13 protein-coding genes are annotated in these 16,178 nt (G+C 70.4%); 7 read left to right on the top strand and 6 right to left on the bottom strand.

What is annotated here, in order from left to right; translation table 11 throughout:
• The first annotated feature begins 11 nt into the window (after window positions 1-11).
• The 3 genes from AC1Q7O_RS18985 to AC1Q7O_RS18975 all read left to right on the top strand — a co-directional run bounded on the left by AC1Q7O_RS18985 (window position 12) and on the right by AC1Q7O_RS18975 (window position 4,724).
• On the top strand, window positions 12-962 hold the full coding sequence (locus AC1Q7O_RS18985) for a diguanylate cyclase domain-containing protein (protein ID WP_492657529.1): 951 nt from the start codon (window positions 12-14) through the stop codon (window positions 960-962).
• 5 nt (window positions 963-967) lie between these two features.
• A complete protein-coding gene (locus AC1Q7O_RS18980) occupies window positions 968-4,255 on the top strand; it encodes a CHASE domain-containing protein (RefSeq protein ID WP_492657530.1) in 3,288 nt (1,095 codons plus the stop codon).
• Window positions 4,256-4,520: 265 nt separating this feature from the next.
• A complete protein-coding gene (locus AC1Q7O_RS18975; protein ID WP_492657531.1) occupies window positions 4,521-4,724 on the top strand; it encodes a hypothetical protein in 204 nt (67 codons plus the stop codon).
• Here AC1Q7O_RS18975 and AC1Q7O_RS18970 read toward each other — a convergent pair.
• Entirely contained in the window at window positions 4,721-4,912 is a 192-nt protein-coding gene (locus AC1Q7O_RS18970; protein ID WP_492657532.1) for a hypothetical protein, read from the bottom strand. The two genes, AC1Q7O_RS18975 and AC1Q7O_RS18970, sit on opposite strands and share 4 nt — an antisense overlap.
• 97 nt (window positions 4,913-5,009) lie before the next feature.
• Window positions 5,010-6,326: a guanine deaminase gene (guaD, locus tag AC1Q7O_RS18965; protein ID WP_492657533.1), complete on the bottom strand. Its 1,317-nt coding sequence runs from the start codon at window positions 6,324-6,326 to the stop codon at window positions 5,010-5,012.
• A 39-nt stretch (window positions 6,327-6,365) separates the two neighbouring features.
• Here guaD and xdhA point away from each other — a divergent pair, with 39 nt between their 5' ends.
• The 4 genes from xdhA to AC1Q7O_RS18945 all read left to right on the top strand — a co-directional run bounded on the left by xdhA (window position 6,366) and on the right by AC1Q7O_RS18945 (window position 11,511).
• The gene (gene xdhA / locus AC1Q7O_RS18960; protein ID WP_492657534.1) at window positions 6,366-7,832 is read left to right on the top strand and encodes a xanthine dehydrogenase small subunit; all 1,467 of its coding nucleotides are present in this window, start codon (window positions 6,366-6,368) and stop codon (window positions 7,830-7,832) included.
• Window positions 7,829-10,147, top strand: coding sequence for a xanthine dehydrogenase molybdopterin binding subunit (gene xdhB, locus AC1Q7O_RS18955; RefSeq protein WP_492657535.1), 2,319 nt, complete (start codon window positions 7,829-7,831; stop codon window positions 10,145-10,147). The genes xdhA and xdhB overlap by 4 nt, the downstream gene beginning before the upstream one ends.
• Window positions 10,144-10,731, top strand: a complete 588-nt coding sequence (locus tag AC1Q7O_RS18950; RefSeq protein ID WP_492657536.1) for a peptidoglycan recognition protein family protein — start codon at window positions 10,144-10,146, stop codon at window positions 10,729-10,731. Before xdhB ends, AC1Q7O_RS18950 begins: the two co-directional genes overlap by 4 nt.
• 351 nt (window positions 10,732-11,082) lie before the next feature.
• Window positions 11,083-11,511 (top strand): hypothetical protein, encoded by a 429-nt coding sequence (locus tag AC1Q7O_RS18945; protein WP_492657537.1) that lies wholly within the window; start codon window positions 11,083-11,085, stop codon window positions 11,509-11,511.
• A gap of 154 nt (window positions 11,512-11,665) precedes the next feature.
• Here the strand turns inward: AC1Q7O_RS18945 and AC1Q7O_RS18940 are convergent, their stop codons facing one another.
• The 4 genes from AC1Q7O_RS18940 to polA all read right to left on the bottom strand — a co-directional run bounded on the left by AC1Q7O_RS18940 (window position 11,666) and on the right by polA (window position 16,178).
• Complete coding sequence (locus AC1Q7O_RS18940) at window positions 11,666-12,289, bottom strand: response regulator transcription factor (RefSeq protein ID WP_492657538.1); 624 nt, start codon at window positions 12,287-12,289, stop codon at window positions 11,666-11,668.
• Between the two features lie 30 nt (window positions 12,290-12,319).
• Window positions 12,320-12,940 carry an ATPase gene (locus AC1Q7O_RS18935; protein WP_492657539.1) on the bottom strand — a complete coding sequence of 207 codons (621 nt, stop codon included), beginning with the start codon at window positions 12,938-12,940 and terminating at the stop codon, window positions 12,320-12,322.
• A 3-nt stretch (window positions 12,941-12,943) separates the two neighbouring features.
• Window positions 12,944-13,288 (bottom strand): type II toxin-antitoxin system prevent-host-death family antitoxin, encoded by a 345-nt coding sequence (locus tag AC1Q7O_RS18930; protein ID WP_492657540.1) that lies wholly within the window; start codon window positions 13,286-13,288, stop codon window positions 12,944-12,946.
• Between the two features lie 127 nt (window positions 13,289-13,415).
• Window positions 13,416-16,178, bottom strand: coding sequence for a DNA polymerase I (polA, locus tag AC1Q7O_RS18925; protein WP_492657541.1), 2,763 nt, complete (start codon window positions 16,176-16,178; stop codon window positions 13,416-13,418).

Below are 16,178 nucleotides of genomic sequence, written 5' to 3'. Positions count from 1 at the left end.
TGAGCCCTGCCATGGCCATGACATCCATCCTCATCGTCGACGACAACCCCAACCTGATCGCCGTGCTGGGCAAGATGCTGGCGCCGGTGGGGCAGGTCCGGTTCGCCACGTCAGGTGCCATGGCGCTGATGCGCATGCGCGACGAGACGCCCGACCTGGTGCTGCTGGACGCCGAGATGCCCGGCATGGACGGCTACGCGGTGTGCCAGGCGATGAAGGCCGACCCGGCGCTGGAGCGCATCCCGGTCATCTTCGTGACGTCGCACAACGCCCCCGAGGCCGAGCTGCGCGGGCTGAACGCCGGCGCGGTGGACTTCATCTCCAAGCCGGTCAACGAGCCCGTCCTGCTGGCGCGGGTGCAGACCCATCTGCGGCTCAAGCAGCTGTCCGACGAATTGCAGCGCCGGGCCGCCACCGACGCGCTGACGGGCCTGGCCAACCGCGGCCACTTCGACCAGCGGCTGCAGCTCGAATGGGCCCGCGCGGCACGCAACGGCGAGGCGCTGTCGCTGATCCTGCTGGACGTGGACCATTTCAAGAAGTTCAACGACCGCTACGGCCACCCGGCCGGCGACGCCTGCCTGCGCGCGGTGGCCGATGCGCTGGCGCTGCGCGCGCGCCGCAGCACCGACCTGGTGGCCCGCGTGGGTGGCGAGGAGTTCGCCGTGCTGCTGCCGCACACCCATGCGGACGGTGCACAGCAGGCCGCCGAGCAACTGCGCGCGGCGGTGGCGGCGCTGGGCATCCCGCACGGCGGGTCCGACACGGCGCCGCACGTCACCATCAGCATCGGCGCGGCCAGTTGCCAGCCCGTGCCACCGGTATCGGCCGAGGGCGCGCAGTCGCTGGTCGAGCGCGCCGACCAGGCGTTGTACGTCGCCAAGTCGAACGGGCGCAACCGGGCGCACCTGGCCCAGGCGGCGCCGGTGGCGCCCGAGCGGGCCGCGCTGCTCGCCGAGTAGGGCTGATGACGTCCGAAACCGCCCTGCCGCAGGCGGCGCCGCGGCCGCTGCGCCGCCTGAGCACGATGCTGGCCGTCATCGTGCTGGTCGCCGCGGTGGCCGGGCTGGTCGGCTACTTCCTGCAGGCCACCACAAACCACGACGACGCCGACGAACGCTTCGCCGCGCTGTCGCATCGCGTGACACAGGGCATCGTGGAGCGACTGCGGCGGTATGAGTATGGCCTGCGCGGCGCGCGCGGCGTCGTCGCCGCCGCCAACGGCGCGGTGTCACGCGAGTCCTTCGCGCGCTACGCTGCCTCGCGCCAGATCGACCGCGAGTTTCCCGGGGCGCGCGGCTTCGGAGTGGTCTATCGCGTGAGCCCGGACCGGGAAGCGTCCTTCGTGCAGGCCCGCCGCGACAGCGATTCGCCGGACTTCGCGATCCGCTCGATGGCGCCACACGACGGTGACCGCTTCGTCATCACCTACGTGGAGCCGCTGGCGCGCAACCGGGAGGCCATCGGGCTGGATATTGCATCCGAGCCCGCCCGCCGTGAGGCCGCACTGCGCGCCGCCGAAACCTCCGAGGCCACGCTGACCGCCCCGCTCACGCTGGTGCAGGCCAGCGTGAAGAAGTCCGGCGGCCTGCTGCTGCTGCTGCCCATCCGGCGCATCGGCGACGAGGACGCGGGGGAGCTGATCGGCTGGTCATACGCACCGCTGCTGATCGACGACATCTTGCACGGGCTGGACGCCGAGGAGGAGCACTTCGCGCTGTCGCTGCACGACCTGGCGCAACCGCCGAACACCGAGTTCTACGCGACCGGCAAGGACCGCGCGCTGGCGACGACGCTAGACGCACAACTGGTTGACATCCCGCTGTACGGGCGCCGCTGGGAAGCGCGGCTGCAGCCGACAGTGGCGTTCGTGCAGTCGCTGCACCAGGCCTCGCCCTGGGGCGAGGCGTTGAAGGCCGCACTGCTAGGCGGCGTGTTCGCCGCGCTGCTGGCCACCGGCGCCCAACTCGGGGACCGCACCCGCGGCCAGCGGCTGGAGCTGGCCCGGCGCGCGGCCATCGTCGAGGGCAGCGACGACGCGATCATCGTGCAGGACCTGGACGGCCACATCACGGACTGGAACGATGGCGCGGAACGTCTGTTCGGCTATGCCCGTGACGAAGCCGTCGGCAGGACCGCGACGGAGCTGCTGCTGCCATCGGCGCTCGTCGCGGAAGACGAAGAGTTGCGCGCCACCGTCGCCGGCGGCGGCCGGGTGCGCGTGTTCGAGACCCTGCGCCGCGCACGGAACGGCACCGACATCCCGGTCTCCATCACCGCATCTCCCATCCGCGACGACGACGGCGTGGTCGTAGGCTCCGCCAAGATCCTGCGTGACGTGCGCGAGGCCAAGGCGGCAGAGCAGCGCATGCGCGAGCTGAACGCGTCGCTCGAAGACCAGGTGCGCGAACGCACCGCACTACTGGACGGCGCCATGCAGGAGGCGCGCGACGCCAACCATGCCAAGAGCCGCTTCCTGGCCAACGTGAGCCACGAGATCCGCACGCCCATGAACGCCGTGATCGGGCTGTCGCACATGCTGGAGCGCACCCGGCTGGACGCCGACCAGGCCGGCATGCTGGCCCGCATCCGCACGGCCGGCAAGGCGCTGATGTCACTGCTCAACGACGTGCTGGACCTGTCCAAGATCGAGGCCGGCGAGATGCAACTGGAGGCCGTGCCCTTCGACTTTGCCGAGCTGGTCGACGAGGTGGCCTCGCTGGCCAGCGTCTCGGCCGAGCAGAGCGGCGTCGCGTTCTCGGTCGTCCGCCAAGGGCGCCTGCCCGAGCTGCTGCTGGGCGACAGCACACGGCTCACGCAGATCCTGCTGAACCTGCTCAGCAACGCCATCAAGTTCGCCCCCCGGGGCAGCGTGACGCTGGAGGTCAGCGCACCCGAGACCGACGACGCGACGCACCAGCCGGTGACCTTCCGCATCTCCGACACCGGCATCGGCATGTCCGAGGACGTGCAACGCCGGCTGTTCCAGCCCTTCATGCAGGCGGACGCGTCCACCACGCGCAAGTTCGGCGGCACGGGGCTGGGTCTGTCCATCGTCAGGCAGCTCGTCGGGCTGCTGGGCGGCAGCATCCGGCTGACCAGCGCCCCGGGTCAGGGCAGCAGCTTCCAGGTCGACCTGGTGTTCGCCATCGCGCCGCCGCAGCAGAAGCCGGCACCGCTGGCCAGCTGGCTGACCGCCCCGACGGGCGCGCCGCTGGCGGGGCTGCAGGTGCTGGTGGTGGACGACAACCCGCTGAACCGCGAAGTCGCGGAGCGGCTGCTGCGCAGCGAGGGCGCGACCGTGTCCCTCGCCTGCGACGGTCGCCAGGCCGTCGACCTGATGACGGCCGAAGGCGACCGCTTCCACGTGCTGCTGATGGACGTGCAGATGCCGGGCATGGACGGGCTGGAGGCGACGCGGCTGATCCGCGCGCTGGCCGGCCGGCACGCCCCGCCCATCGTCGGGCTGACCGCAGGCGTGTCGCCCGAGGAGCGCCGGCTGGCGCTGTCGGCTGGCATGGACGCGGTGGTGGGCAAACCCTTCGACCCGCCGACGCTGGTCGCCCGCATCTCGCAGCTGGTGGGCCGCCGGGCCCCGCCGGCTTCTGCCGCTGCTGCATCACCCGCTGCCGCACCGCTGCCCGACACCGGTGATGACTGGCCGGCGCTGCCGGGGCTGGACGCGCCACTGGCCCGTCGCCATCTGAAGGGCGACCGCGACCTGTTCGACCGCATGCTGCAGGCCCTGTGCGGCATGGCAACGGCGGCCGGCGATCTGCAGGCACCGCCCCCTGAAGACGACACCGCCTGGGCCACACACGCCCGGCTGATGCACGACCTCAAGGGCACTGCCGGCACGCTGGGCGCCGCGGCGGTACGCGACGCGGCCGCCCGTGCCGAGCAGGCACTGCAGGCGCGCCACTGGGCCGATGCGGCGCCGGCGCTTCGCGACCTGGCCACCGCCGCCGCCCCGCTGGTGCAGGCGCTGGCCCAGGCCACGCCGCGCACGCCCTCCGCCACGCTGGCCATCCAGCATGGGCTGTCGCACCCGGTGCACGGCCTGGCCGCGCTGATGCAGCAGCTTCGTGACAGCGACCTGGCCGCGCTCGCCACCTGCCAGGGCCTCGTCGACGCGCTGGCTGCCGCGCTGGGCGACGCCGTGGCCCACCAGGTGGTCGCCCTCGTGCAGCAGCTGGACTTCGAGGCCGCCGCGCGGATGCTGGCCCCGGCCTGCGAACCCGTTGCCGGCAGGTGACGCCCTGTCAGGACGCACTCCGCCTCACCCGGTCTCGTCACAAGCGCAATGGAGGAGATGGTGTCACCGTGCGCCGGACATCGGACCCCACGCAGGAGGCCACCCGCAACGCGTCGCGCAACGCCAGCGTGGCCGACCGCGGCGCGCGAGATCAAGAGCCTCATCACAGCCAGCGTCGAGAAGGTAGACAGCGGCACCGGCATCGTGCGCGAGCCCGGCTCGGCGATCAGCGACATCGTCAAGATGTGCCGACCACATCAAGGAGTTGCTGGGCCAGATCGCCACCGGCTCCGACCAGCAGAGCCAGGGCATCGGCCAGGTGGGCAGCGCGGTGCAGGAGCTGGACCGCGCGACGCAGCAGAACGCCGCGATGGTGGAGCAGACGGCCGCCGCGGCGTCGGCCCTGCGCGACCAGGCCCAGGGCCTGGCCACCGAGGTGGCCAGCTTCAGGCTGTCGCAGCCGGCCTAACGGCCACCCAGCACGCGCGCCGGCAGCATGACGACGGCGCGCAGCAGCGCGAACACGCCGTCCACCGCGATGCCCAGCAGCCGGAACGGCAGCAGGAGCAGCCATACCAGCGGCCACAGCAGCAGCGCGCCGATGGCCAGCGGCCAGCAGACGACGAACAGAAGGCACCAGAGCAGGAAGCCGAACATCGCGGAACTCCTTTGAGCGAACAGCCCACAGGCTAGGCCTGGCGGGCTGTTCGTTCACACGGCTTGCGACGGAGCGGCGATCCGCCGGGACGGGCCGTCAGACGCGCTGACGGCCGGCCACGTAGCAGGCCGCCAGGTTGCGCTCATCGGCCAGCGTCATCCACGCGAAGACGCGCTCGTGCAGCTCGCGGGCCGCGGCGTCCCGCGCCTGCGCCACGGGGCCTTGCGCCCAGTCCCAGACGCACAGGTCGGCCACCTGCCCGACCGACAGCCCGCCGATCTCGTGGCCCAGCCGCAGCGCCTCGGCCGCGCCACGCGTGGCGGCATGCAGAGCCGTCCAGGCCGTCAGCCGCTGGCCGCGCAGTGCCTGGATCTTGTAGGCATCGCCCATGTTGCGCGGCAGGCTCAAGCTGGTGCCGCCGCCCACGTCGGACGCCAGGCTGACGTTGAAACCGGCGCCGGACCAGTCGAACAGACCGCTGCCCAGGAACAGATTGCTGGACGGGCAATGCGCCACATGCGCGCCGCGCTCGGCGATGAGGCGCTTGTCGGCATCGTCCAGCCAGATGCCGTGGGCCAGCACCGCGCGCTCGTGCACCAGGCCCACGCGCTCGTAGACGTCCAGGTAGCTGCGCGCCTCGGGGAAGAGCCGGGCCACCCAGTCGACCTCGGCGCGGTTCTCGGCCACGTGGGTCTGCATGTAGAGACTGGCGTCCGACCGACACAGCGCGCCGGCCATGGCCAGCTGCTCGGGCGTGCTGGTGGGGGCGAAGCGCACCGTCACCGCATACGACAGCCGGGCCTGGCCGTGGAAGCGCTGGATCAGGTCCACGCAGTCGCGCTCGGCCTGGGTCACGTCGTCGCGCAGGCCATCGGGCGCGTGGCGGTCCATCAGCACCTTGCCGGTGATGAGCCGCATGCCGCGCGCCATCGCGCCCTGGAACAGGGCCTCGGCCGAGGTCTTGTGCACCGTCGCGAACACCACGGCCGAGGTCGTGCCGCTGGCCAGCAGCGCGTCCAGGAACAGCTCGGCGCCGGCGCGGCTGCGCGCCGGGTCGGCGAACGCGCATTCGCTGGGGAAGGTGTAGCGCTCCAGCCAGTCCAGCAGCTCCGTGCCATAGGAGGCGATGACCTCCAGCTGCGGGCAATGGACATGGGTGTCGATGAAGCCCGGCAGCACCAGCTGACCGGCATGGTCCTTGCGCTCCCAGCTGGCGTCAGGCTCGTGCGCCTGGCGGCCGACGATGCGGCCGTCCTCGATCAACAGCCAGTGGTCGCGCTCGAAACGCACCGCGGCGGGCGTGGTGTCGCCCCAGCCCGGTGCGGCGGTGAAGTCCAGCAGGTCGCCCCGCAGCGCCCAGCGCCGCGGCCCGGTTTGTGCATGGGCAAAGTTTTTCTGGTTAGTAAAACTCATATGGCAATTCTGAGGCAAGGTCAGACAATCGAGGCCAGCATGAATACCCGCCCCATCCGTTTCTTCCACCGCGGCCAGGTCGTCGAGGTGAACGACCTGCCCACCACGACCACCGTGCTGCACTACCTGCGCGAGCACGCCGACTGCACCGGCACCAAGGAGGGCTGCGCCGAGGGCGACTGCGGCGCATGCACCGTCATCCAGGGTGAGCTGGACGCCACCGGCCAGCTGCAGCTACGCAATGTCAATGCCTGCACGCAGTTCCTGCCCACGCTGGACGGCCGCGCGCTGCTGACGGTGGAGGACGTGGGCGGCCCCGAGCGGCTCAACCCGGCCCAGCAGGCGCTGGTGGACTGCCACGGCTCGCAGTGCGGCTTCTGCACGCCCGGCTTCGTCATGACGATGACGGCCTGCTACGAGCGCCACCAGGCCGCCGGCACGCGGCCCGACCGGCAGCAACTGGCCGACGATCTGGCCGGCAACCTGTGCCGCTGCACCGGCTACCGGCCCATCCTGGATGCCGGCGAGCAGATGTTCGACGCGCCCGCCCGGCTGATCGACCGCAGCGCCATCGCCGCCGCGCTGCGCGAGCTGGCGCAGGACGCGCCGCTGGCCTACGAGCACGCCGGCCAGTGCTTCCACGCGCCGCAGAGCGTCCACGACCTGGCGCTGCTGCGCGAGGCCTCTCCGCAGGCCACGCTGCTCGCCGGCTCCACCGACATCGGCCTGTGGGTCAACAAGCAGTTCCGCGAGCTGCCGGCGCTGATCTACACGGGCCGCGTGGAGGCGCTAAAGGCCATCCGCGAGGAAGACGGCGGCCTGTGGATAGGTGCGGCGGCCTCGCTGGAAGACGCCTGGGCCGCGCTGACGGCACTGGCGCCGTCGCTGGCCGAGCTGTGGCGGCGCTTCGCGTCGCCGCCGGTGCGGCATGCCGGCACGCTGGGCGGCAACATCGCCAACGGCTCGCCCATCGGCGATGGCGCACCGGCCCTCATCGCGCTGGGCGCCGACGTGCTGCTGCGCCGCGGCGCGCAGCAGCGCCGCCTGCCGCTGCAGGACTTCTACCTGGACTACATGAAGAAGGACCTGCAACCCGGCGAGTTCGTCGAGGCGCTGTGGGTGCCCAAGCCCGACACCAGCTGGGCCATCAGCGCGCACAAGGTCTCCAAGCGGCATGACAGCGACATCTCAGCCGTCTGCGCCGTGCTGGCGCTGCAGCTGCGCAACGGCACGGTGCAGCAGGCGCGCTTCGTGTTCGGCGGCATGGCGGCCATCGTCAAACGCGCGGCAGCGGCGGAAGCCGCCGTCGTCGGCCAACCCTGGGTGGAAGCCACCGCCGAGGCGGCGGCTGCCGCGCTGCCCAACGACTTCAAGCCCATGACCGACATGCGCGCGTCCGACGGCTATCGGCTCAAGGTTGCGCAGAACCTGCTGCGCAAGCTGTGGCTGGAAAGCCTGGACCGGCGTACCGTCACCGTGTGGCGCAGCGCGAGGTTGGCCGCATGAACAAGCCCGAAGCCATTCCCGAGCTGAAGCCCGTCGTCGGCACATCGCGGCCGCACGAGTCCGCCCATCTTCATGTGCGCGGCGCCGCGCCCTACATCGACGACCTGCCCGAACCCGCCGGCACGCTGCACGCGGCGCTGGGGCTGTCGCCCATCGCACACGGCAAGCTCGTGGGCATCGACATCGAGCGCCTGCGCCAGCAGCCCGGCGTCGTCGCCGTGTTCACGGCGGCCGACATCACCGGCGACAACAACTGCGGCCCGCTGCTGCATGACGACCCCATCCTGGCTGCGGACGAGCTGCGCTACGTCGGCCAGCCGGTGTTCGCCGTCATCGCGACGAACCGCGAGCTGGCCCGTCGTGCGGCATCGATCGCCAAGCAGGTCATCCAGGCCGAGCCCTTGCCGCCGGTACTGACGGCGCTGGCCGCGCACGCGGCCGGCCAGTACGTGCTGCCGCCCATGCACCTCACGCGCGGCGAGCCGGCCGAGCACCTCGCCACGGCGCCGCACCGCCTGCAGGGCACGTGGAGCCTGGGCGGGCAGGAGCAGTTCTACCTGGAAGGCCAGATCAGCCTGGCCGTGCCGCAGGAAGGGGGCGAGGGCCTGCTGGTGCACTGCTCCACGCAGCACCCCAGCGAGATGCAGCAGCTCGTCGCGCATGCGGTGGGCTGGGCCGCCCACCGGGTCGTCGTGCAATGCCGGCGCATGGGCGGCGGCTTCGGCGGCAAGGAGAGCCAGTCGGCGCTGTTTGCCTGCGTCGCGTCGCTGGCCGCGCTGGCGTTGAAGAAGCCGGTCAAGCTGCGCGTGGACCGCGACGACGACTTCCTCATCACCGGCCGGCGCCACAGTTTCGACTACCGCTGGGATGTGGGCTTCGACGACGAGGGCCGCGTGCTGGCCGCCGACATCGAGCTGGTCTCCAATGCCGGCCACAGCGCCGACCTGTCCGCGCCCGTCATGGCCCGCGCGCTGTGCCACTTCGACAACGCCTACTGGCTGCCGCACGTGGCCATGCACGGCTTCTGCGCGAAGACCAACACGCAGAGCAACACCGCCTTCCGCGGCTTCGGCGGCCCGCAGGGCGCCATCGCGATCGAGATGATCCTGGACGGCATCGCGCGCCGGCTGGGGTTGGATGCGGCTGACGTGCGCCAGCGCAACTTCTACGCGCCGGGCCGCGACATGACGCCCTACGGCCAGCAGGTCGAGGAGCTGCACGCGCAGCCGCTGACGGCGCAACTGCTGGCCAGCAGCGGCTACGCCGAACGCCGCGCCGAGATCGCCGCGTTCAACGCGACCAGCCGCGTGCTGAAGAAAGGCCTGGCATTCACGCCGGTCAAGTTCGGCATCTCGTTCAACGTCGCCCACTTGAACCAGGCGGGCGCGCTGGTGCATGTCTACACCGACGGCTCGGTGCTCGTGAACCACGGTGGCACGGAGATGGGCCAGGGGCTGAACACCAAGGTCGCACAGGTTGTGGCGCACGAGCTGGGCCTGCCGTTCGACCGTGTGCGCTGCTCGGCGACGGACACCAGCAAGGTGGCCAACACCTCGGCCACGGCCGCCTCCACCGGCAGCGACCTGAACGGCAAGGCCGCGCAGGACGCGGCGCGCAAGATCAAGGCGCGGCTGGCGGCGTTTGCGGCCGAGCGCTTCGGCTGCGCGGCCGAGCTGGTCGCGTTCGAGGCCGGCCAGGTCAGCGGCGGCGGGCAGGCGCTGCCGTTTGCAGACCTGGTCGCCGCGGCGTATCTAAAGCGCGTGCAACTGTGGAGCGACGGCTTCTACGCAACGCCCGGCCTGCACTGGGACCGCACCAAGCTGCAGGGCCACCCGTTCTACTACTACGCCTGGGGCGGCGCCGTCTGCGAGGCGCTCGTCGACACGCTGACCGGCGAGAGCCGCATCACGCGCGCCGACATCCTGCACGACGTGGGCCAGAGCCTGAACCCGGCGCTGGACATTGGCCAGGTCGAAGGCGGCTTCATCCAGGGCCTGGGCTGGCTGACGATGGAGGAGCTGGTGTGGCACCCGGTGACGGGCCTGCTGACCACGCACGCGCCCAGCACCTACAAGATCCCGACCGCCAACGACTGCCCGACCGAATTCCGCACGGAGCTGTTCGGCGTGGCCAACGCGAGCGAGACCATCCACCGCAGCAAGGCCGTCGGCGAGCCGCCGCTGCTGCTGGGCTTCGCGGCACTGCTGGCGATCAAGGACGCCTGCGCCGCCTGCGGCCCGGAGGGCTGCGACCCGCCACTGCGCGCACCGGCCACGGCCGAGGCGGTGCTGGACGCGATCGACGCCGTGCGGTGAGACGCGGCCTCGCCAGCGTCGTTGCGGCCCTGTCGCTGGCGGGCTGCGCCACGGGGCGGCCGCCCGCCCCCACCATCATCGAGGTGGACACCTGGGGCGGCACGGCTGCGAGCACCGCAGCGCCCGCGCAGCCCATCCGCAAGATCACGCTGCATCACCAGGGCGAGGTCTGGCAGGACGGCGCCGACGTGGCGGCCTACCTGCGCCGGCTGCAGCAATGGTCGCGCCTCACCAAGCGCTGGGCCGACATCCCGTATCACTACGTCATCGCGCCCGATGGCCGCATCTACGCGGCGCGGCCGCTGCAGCAGCCGGGCGACACCAACACCGACTACGACCCCCGCGGCCATGCGCTGCTGATGCTGGTAGGCAACTTCGAGGTGCAGCAGCCCACGCCCGCGCAGCTGAACGCCGCCGTCCAGCTGAGCGCCTGGCTGGCGCGCGAGCACCGTCTGGGGCCGGACGACATCGCCAGCCACAAGGACTACAGCGCCCAGACCGTCTGCCCGGGACGGAACCTGTATGCCCGGATCGAATCAGGCTGGTTCAGGGACGAGGTGCGCCGGCTGCTGGAAGCCAGGTGATACCTCACCGGTGGCGAGCGCGACGGCTGGTGCGAGCGAGCGTCGCCGTTGAGCACCCGGCGTTTTGGCCAAGCAGGGCAAATGGGCTGCTTGGCCGTGATCGCGGTCAGGCACGTGGCGAGGATGGGATTGGTGCCTTTCGGCCCGAAGCGGTCAACTGCGAATGGCTGCTCCTCGGCTCGCGGCTGGGGCGCAAGAAGCGATACCGGCCGTAGATCGTCGTGCGCCTTCGGCGTATTGCGATACGCATCTGCGATTTGAGCAAGTAGCCTTGGAGCATGAAATTGGCACCGCACAACATCAGCACCACAGGCGCGGCCCTTCGGTCTACAACGCGCTAGATCTCCCGAAATGCTGAATCGTTTGCTTGTTCACATCGCATTGCTGCCGTTGGCATATCTGGGCTGGTGTACTACCCATATTCCAGGTGGGCCAGACGTCGATGCCGCAAACGCAGTTGGCCGCTACATCGCAGCCGGGTATGGACGGTTCGACGACCGGCAGGTGGTCGAGCGTACGGGCAAGGGCAAGATCTACTACTCCTCACCCGGTTCGGACCGCCATCCGACCATCGTCCTGTACGAAATCACGACCCCCGAAGACATTGGCACTATCGAGGCGCTCGTGCGTCAAGCACTGGTCGAATTCCCCCACGTCCGAGGCGTGTCGCTGCACTTCTACAAAGAGCAGAACCTCTCCTTCTCTGCCGGGGGCGCGGCTGCTCGTGGAAGGGAAACTCCGTTCAAGAAGGTCAGCGTCAGGCGCGAGAGCAACGCGTAGTCATGTAAGGCGGGTCGCGACCCGCCTTACAGATTCCTTTGCATCGAGCCGCTGAACGACGGCTTTCAGGCTGCGAATTCGATCGATCGGAGAACCGCTCCGGGTCGAAAGCTGCCAACCGAGCGGCGGCCACCGAGCGGCTGCAATGAGCCCGTCACCGCCCCTGCTTCTGTGTCGCGATCAGCACCGCCTGCGTGCGCGAGTTGGCGCCCAGTGCCTTCAGCACGGCGGCGACATGGTCCTTGACCGTGTCGACGCTGACGTTGAGCTCGCGGGCGATTTCCTTGTTGGACAGCCCGCGCGCCAACAGCTCCAGCACGCCCTTCTGGCGCGGCGTCAGCGGCAGTTCGGCCCAGGCCCGGGCCGGCGCCGCCACAGGTGCGGGCTCGTCGGCCAGGCGCTTCAGCGGCGGCACGTACGTGCCACCGGCCAGCACAAGGTGCAGCGCCTGCACCAGCGTGTTGAGGTCACTGCGCTCGGGCACATAGCCCATGGCGCCGGCGCCCAGTGCCTGCAGCGCGTCCTCGGTGTCGTCACTGCCCGAGATGACCACCACGGGCAACACCAGGTGCTCGCGGTGTATCTGCTGCAGCAGCTCGAAGCCGCCGTCCACGTGCAGGTCCAGCAGCACCAGGCGGGGTACGCCCTCGGCGAGCGCAATGCGGGCCGCAGCGACGGTGTCGACGCCCTGCACCCGGGCGCCGGCGAAGTTCTGCTCGATCAGGCCGGTGAGCGCGGCGCGCACCATCGGAAATCCATCGATCAGCAGAACCCTCATCACCCCTCCTCCAGGAGGTGGGGATGATAGTCAACGCAGCGCCGCGGCCAGCAGAGGTTTGGCCCAGGCGGGCACGCCGCGCAGCGGCGCGTGCGACATGACACGCCCGACCTGCATCTGCAGCAGCAGCACCGGCTGCGGCCGCTTGCCGGCGCGCGGGTCGGCCTCCACGCTGTTGTCGTAGACGCGCAGGCTGGCCAGGTGCGGCATCAGCTTGACGAGGTTGCTGCGGCTGGCGTCGAAGCGCTCGCGCACCTTGGCCTCGGGGATGTCGTGCCCACCGGCCGCCACGCGCGCGGCGATGCGCTTCAGGTGCAGTTCGGGCGTCGCCAGGCCGGCAAACCAGACGTGGACTTCGGCGCCCGCCCGCGCACCTTCCAGCAGCAGCCTGGCGATGCTGTGGCCGCCCAGCGTCGTCTCGAACGCGTAGGTCAGGCCGCCGGCCAGCGCCTTCTCCAGGCCGCGGCGGCCCAGCGTCCACGCCAGGCCGTTGGCCTGTTCGGCGGACAGGCCCGGCTGCTGCTCGCGCAGCCGCGCGGCGATGACGTCGGGGTTGAAGAACTCGGCGCCGCTGGCCTGAATGGCCGCACCGCCCAGCGAACTCTTGCCGGCGCCGTTGACACCGGCCAGCACGAACAGCTTGGCGGGCAAGGCTCAGGCAGCCTTGCGGCGGGGCTTGGCGGCCTTGGCGGCAACAGCGCCAACGGCCTCGGGGGGCATGGCGAAAGCGGCGGCCATGGCGTCGCCCTGGGCCTGCATGCGCTCGAACATCGCGTCGAACTCGCCGCTCAACGCGCCCAGGTCCGGCTCGGCGGCGCGCTGCAACTCGCGGTAGCGCTCCACCGACATCAGCACGTAGGCGGGCTGGTCGTGCTTGGTGATGAGCACCGCGCCATGGGCTGCCACAGCGCGGCCCACCTTCTGGATGCCGGCCACGAGCTCCGTGGCCGTCACGCTGGGCAGCTGGTCGGCGATGGCTTGTTCGAGGACGGCGGACATGGGCAACTCCAACGGCGTTTTGGGTATTTTGCCCTTTTTATGGAAATCACCCAAATTTCCGAGCCCCCCAGCCAGCCTTGGCCGGTGCCCCCTCGAGAGGAGCGCGAAGCGCAACAGGCGTGGGACGTCAGTGGGCTTCTTCCCAGTTGCTGCCCACGCCCACCTCGGCCAGCAGCGGCACCTTCAGCTGCGCCACGCCGGCCATCAGCCGCGGCACCTCGGAGCGCATCCAGTCCAGCTCGGCTTCGGGCACCTCGAACACCAGTTCGTCGTGCACCTGCATGACGATCTTGCTCTGCTTGCCGGCGCGGTCCAGCTCGGCCTGCACGGCCAGCATGGCCAGCTTGATGAGGTCCGCCGCCGTGCCTTGCATGGGCGCGTTGATGGCCTGGCGCTCGGCGCCAGCGCGGCGCTGGCCGTTGCCGCCGCGGATCTCCGGCAGGTAAATGCGCCGGCCGAACAGCGTCTCAACATAGCCCTTCTCGGCCGCGCCGGCCTTGGTCTCGTCCATGTAGGTCTTCACGCCGGCAAAGCGGGTGAAGTAGCGGTCGATGTAGTCCTTGGCCGCCTTCTGCTCGATGCCCAGCGCCGACGCCAGCCCGAACGCGCCCATGCCGTAGATCAGGCCGAAGTTGATGGTCTTGGCATAGCGGCGCTGCTCGCTGGACACCTCGTCCAGCGGCACGCCGAACACCTCGCTGGCTGTCGCCTTGTGCACGTCCTGCCCCTCCTGGAAGGCCTTCAGCAGGCCCGGGTCCTCGCTGATGTGCGCCATGATGCGCAGCTCGATCTGCGAGTAGTCGGCGCTGACGATCTTGAAACCCTCGGGGGCCACGAAGGCCTCGCGCACGCGCCGGCCTTCCGCCGTGCGGATGGGGATGTTCTGCAGGTTGGGCTCGTTGCTGGAGAGCCGCCCCGTCACCGCCACGGCCTGCGCGTAGTTGGTGTGCACGCGGCCGGTGTGCGCGTTGACCTGCAGCGGCAGCTTGTCGGTGTAGGTGCTCTTGAGCTTGGACAGGCCGCGGTACTCGAGGATCTTGGCCGGCAGCGGGAAGTCGGCAGCCAGCTCGGTCAGCACCTCCTCGTCGGTGGACGGCGCGCCGGTGGCCGTCTTCTTGACGACCGGCAGGCCCAGCTTGGTGAACAGGATCTCGCCGATCTGCTTCGGGCTGCCGATGTTGAACGGCTGGCCGGCGATGTCGTAGCACTGCTGCTCCAGCAGCACCAGGCGCTGGCCGATCTCGTGGCTCTGCGCCTTCAGCTTGTCGGCGTCGATCAGCACGCCGTGGCGCTCGATGCGCGCGAGCAGGTCGGCCGTTGGCATCTCGATGTCGGCGTAGATGCGCTTGAGCCCCGCATCGGCCTCGATCTGCGGCCACAGCACACCGTGCAGGTGCAGGCACATCTCGCTGTCCTCGCCCGAGTAGGTGGTGGCCTTGTCGACCGCCACCTGCGCGAACGGGATCTGGTGCACGCCCTTGCCACACAGGTCCTCGTAGCTCAGGCCCTTGCGGCCGAGATGGCGCTCGGCCAGTGCTTCGAGGTTGTGGGTCTTGTGGGCCTCGATCACGTAGCTCTGCAGCAGCGTGTCGTGCTGCACGCCAGCGAGGTGGACGCCGTGATTCAGCAACACGTGGCGGTCGTACTTCAGGTTCTGGCCGATCTTCTTGGCGGACTCGTCCTCCAGCCACGGCTTGAGGCGGGCCAGCACCTCGTCGAACGGCAGTTGCTCAGGCGCATCCGGGCCGCTGTGGTGCAGCGGCACGTAGGCGGCCTCGCCCGGCTTGTCCGCAAACGAGATGCCGACGATGGCGGCGGCCATCGGGTCCAGCGAGTCGGTCTCGGTGTCCAGCGCGCACAGCGGCGCGGCGCGCAGCCGGGCGATCCAGGCGTCCAGTTGCTCGAACGTGAGGATGGTGTCGTACTGACGCGCCAGGTCGGCGGCGCCGGCAGGCGGCTCGGGCTCGTCGAACAGCCCGGGGCTGGCGGCGGCCGCCGCCCTGGTCTTGGGCGCCGGGGCCTCGCCGGTCAGCTCCTCCAGCCAGGCCTTGAAGCCGCTGCGCGTGTAGAACTCGGCCAGCGGCGCCTTGTCGGGCTCGCGGAAGGCGAGTTCCTCCAGCGCCGGCCAGCCCTTCACGTGGTCGGCGAGTTCGCAGTCCAGCTTCACGGTGACAAGCTTGCGGCCCATGGGCAGCCAGTCCAGCGCCGCGCGCAGGTTCTCACCAGCCTTTCCCTTCACGCTGGCTGCCGCGGCGATGACGCCGTCCAGCGAGCCGTACTCGGCAATCCACTTCGCCGCGGTCTTGGGGCCCACGCCGGTCACGCCAGGCACGTTGTCCACCGTGTCGCCCATCAGCGTCAGGTAATCGATGATGCGGTTGGGCGGCACGCCGAACTTGGCCAGCACGCCGGCCTCGTCCAGCCGCTCGTTGCTCATGGTGTTGATGAGCTCCACATCGGGGTTCACGAGCTGGGACAGGTCCTTGTCGCCCGTCGACACGATGACGCGGTGCCCCTGCTCGGCGCCGACGCGGCACAGCGTGCCGATGACGTCGTCCGCCTCCACGCCCGGCACCGTCAGCGTGGGCCAGCCCAGCAGCTTGACGACCTCGTGGATGGGCTCGATCTGCGCGCGCAGCTCCGGCGGCATCGGCGAGCGCTGCGCCTTGTACTCGGGGTACCACTCGTCGCGGAAGGTGGGGCCGGACGCGTCGAACACGCAGACGGCGTGCTCCGCGCCGACGTCGCTCTGCAGCTTCTTCAGCATGGCCACCATGCCGCGCACTGCCCCGGTGGGCTGGCCCTCGGGGCCGCGCAGGTCGGGCATGGCATGGAAGGCACGGTACAGGTAGCTGGAGCCGTCGACCAGCAGCAGGATGGGCTTGTTCAT

It is taken from the genome of Roseateles sp. GW823-FHT07B05 (assembly GCF_058794515.1).
The sequence above is the reverse complement of the archived record's forward strand: the minus strand, read 5'-3'. Positions and strand labels throughout refer to the sequence as shown.

Coding starts and splice junctions, on each gene's coding strand:
- AC1Q7O_RS18970 (WP_492657532.1), bottom strand. CDS start 4,912: ATGTTCGGCTTCCTGCTCTGGTGCCTTCTGTTCGTCGTCTGCTGGCCG.
- xdhB (WP_492657535.1), top strand. CDS start 7,829: ATGAACAAGCCCGAAGCCATTCCCGAGCTGAAGCCCGTCGTCGGCACA.
- AC1Q7O_RS18980 (WP_492657530.1), top strand. CDS start 968: ATGACGTCCGAAACCGCCCTGCCGCAGGCGGCGCCGCGGCCGCTGCGC.
- guaD (WP_492657533.1), bottom strand. CDS start 6,326: ATGAGTTTTACTAACCAGAAAAACTTTGCCCATGCACAAACCGGGCCG.
- xdhA (WP_492657534.1), top strand. CDS start 6,366: ATGAATACCCGCCCCATCCGTTTCTTCCACCGCGGCCAGGTCGTCGAG.
- polA (WP_492657541.1), bottom strand. CDS start 16,178: ATGAACAAGCCCATCCTGCTGCTGGTCGACGGCTCCAGCTACCTGTAC.
- AC1Q7O_RS18945 (WP_492657537.1), top strand. CDS start 11,083: ATGCTGAATCGTTTGCTTGTTCACATCGCATTGCTGCCGTTGGCATAT.
- AC1Q7O_RS18930 (WP_492657540.1), bottom strand. CDS start 13,288: ATGTCCGCCGTCCTCGAACAAGCCATCGCCGACCAGCTGCCCAGCGTG.
- AC1Q7O_RS18940 (WP_492657538.1), bottom strand. CDS start 12,289: ATGAGGGTTCTGCTGATCGATGGATTTCCGATGGTGCGCGCCGCGCTC.
- AC1Q7O_RS18985 (WP_492657529.1), top strand. CDS start 12: ATGGCCATGACATCCATCCTCATCGTCGACGACAACCCCAACCTGATC.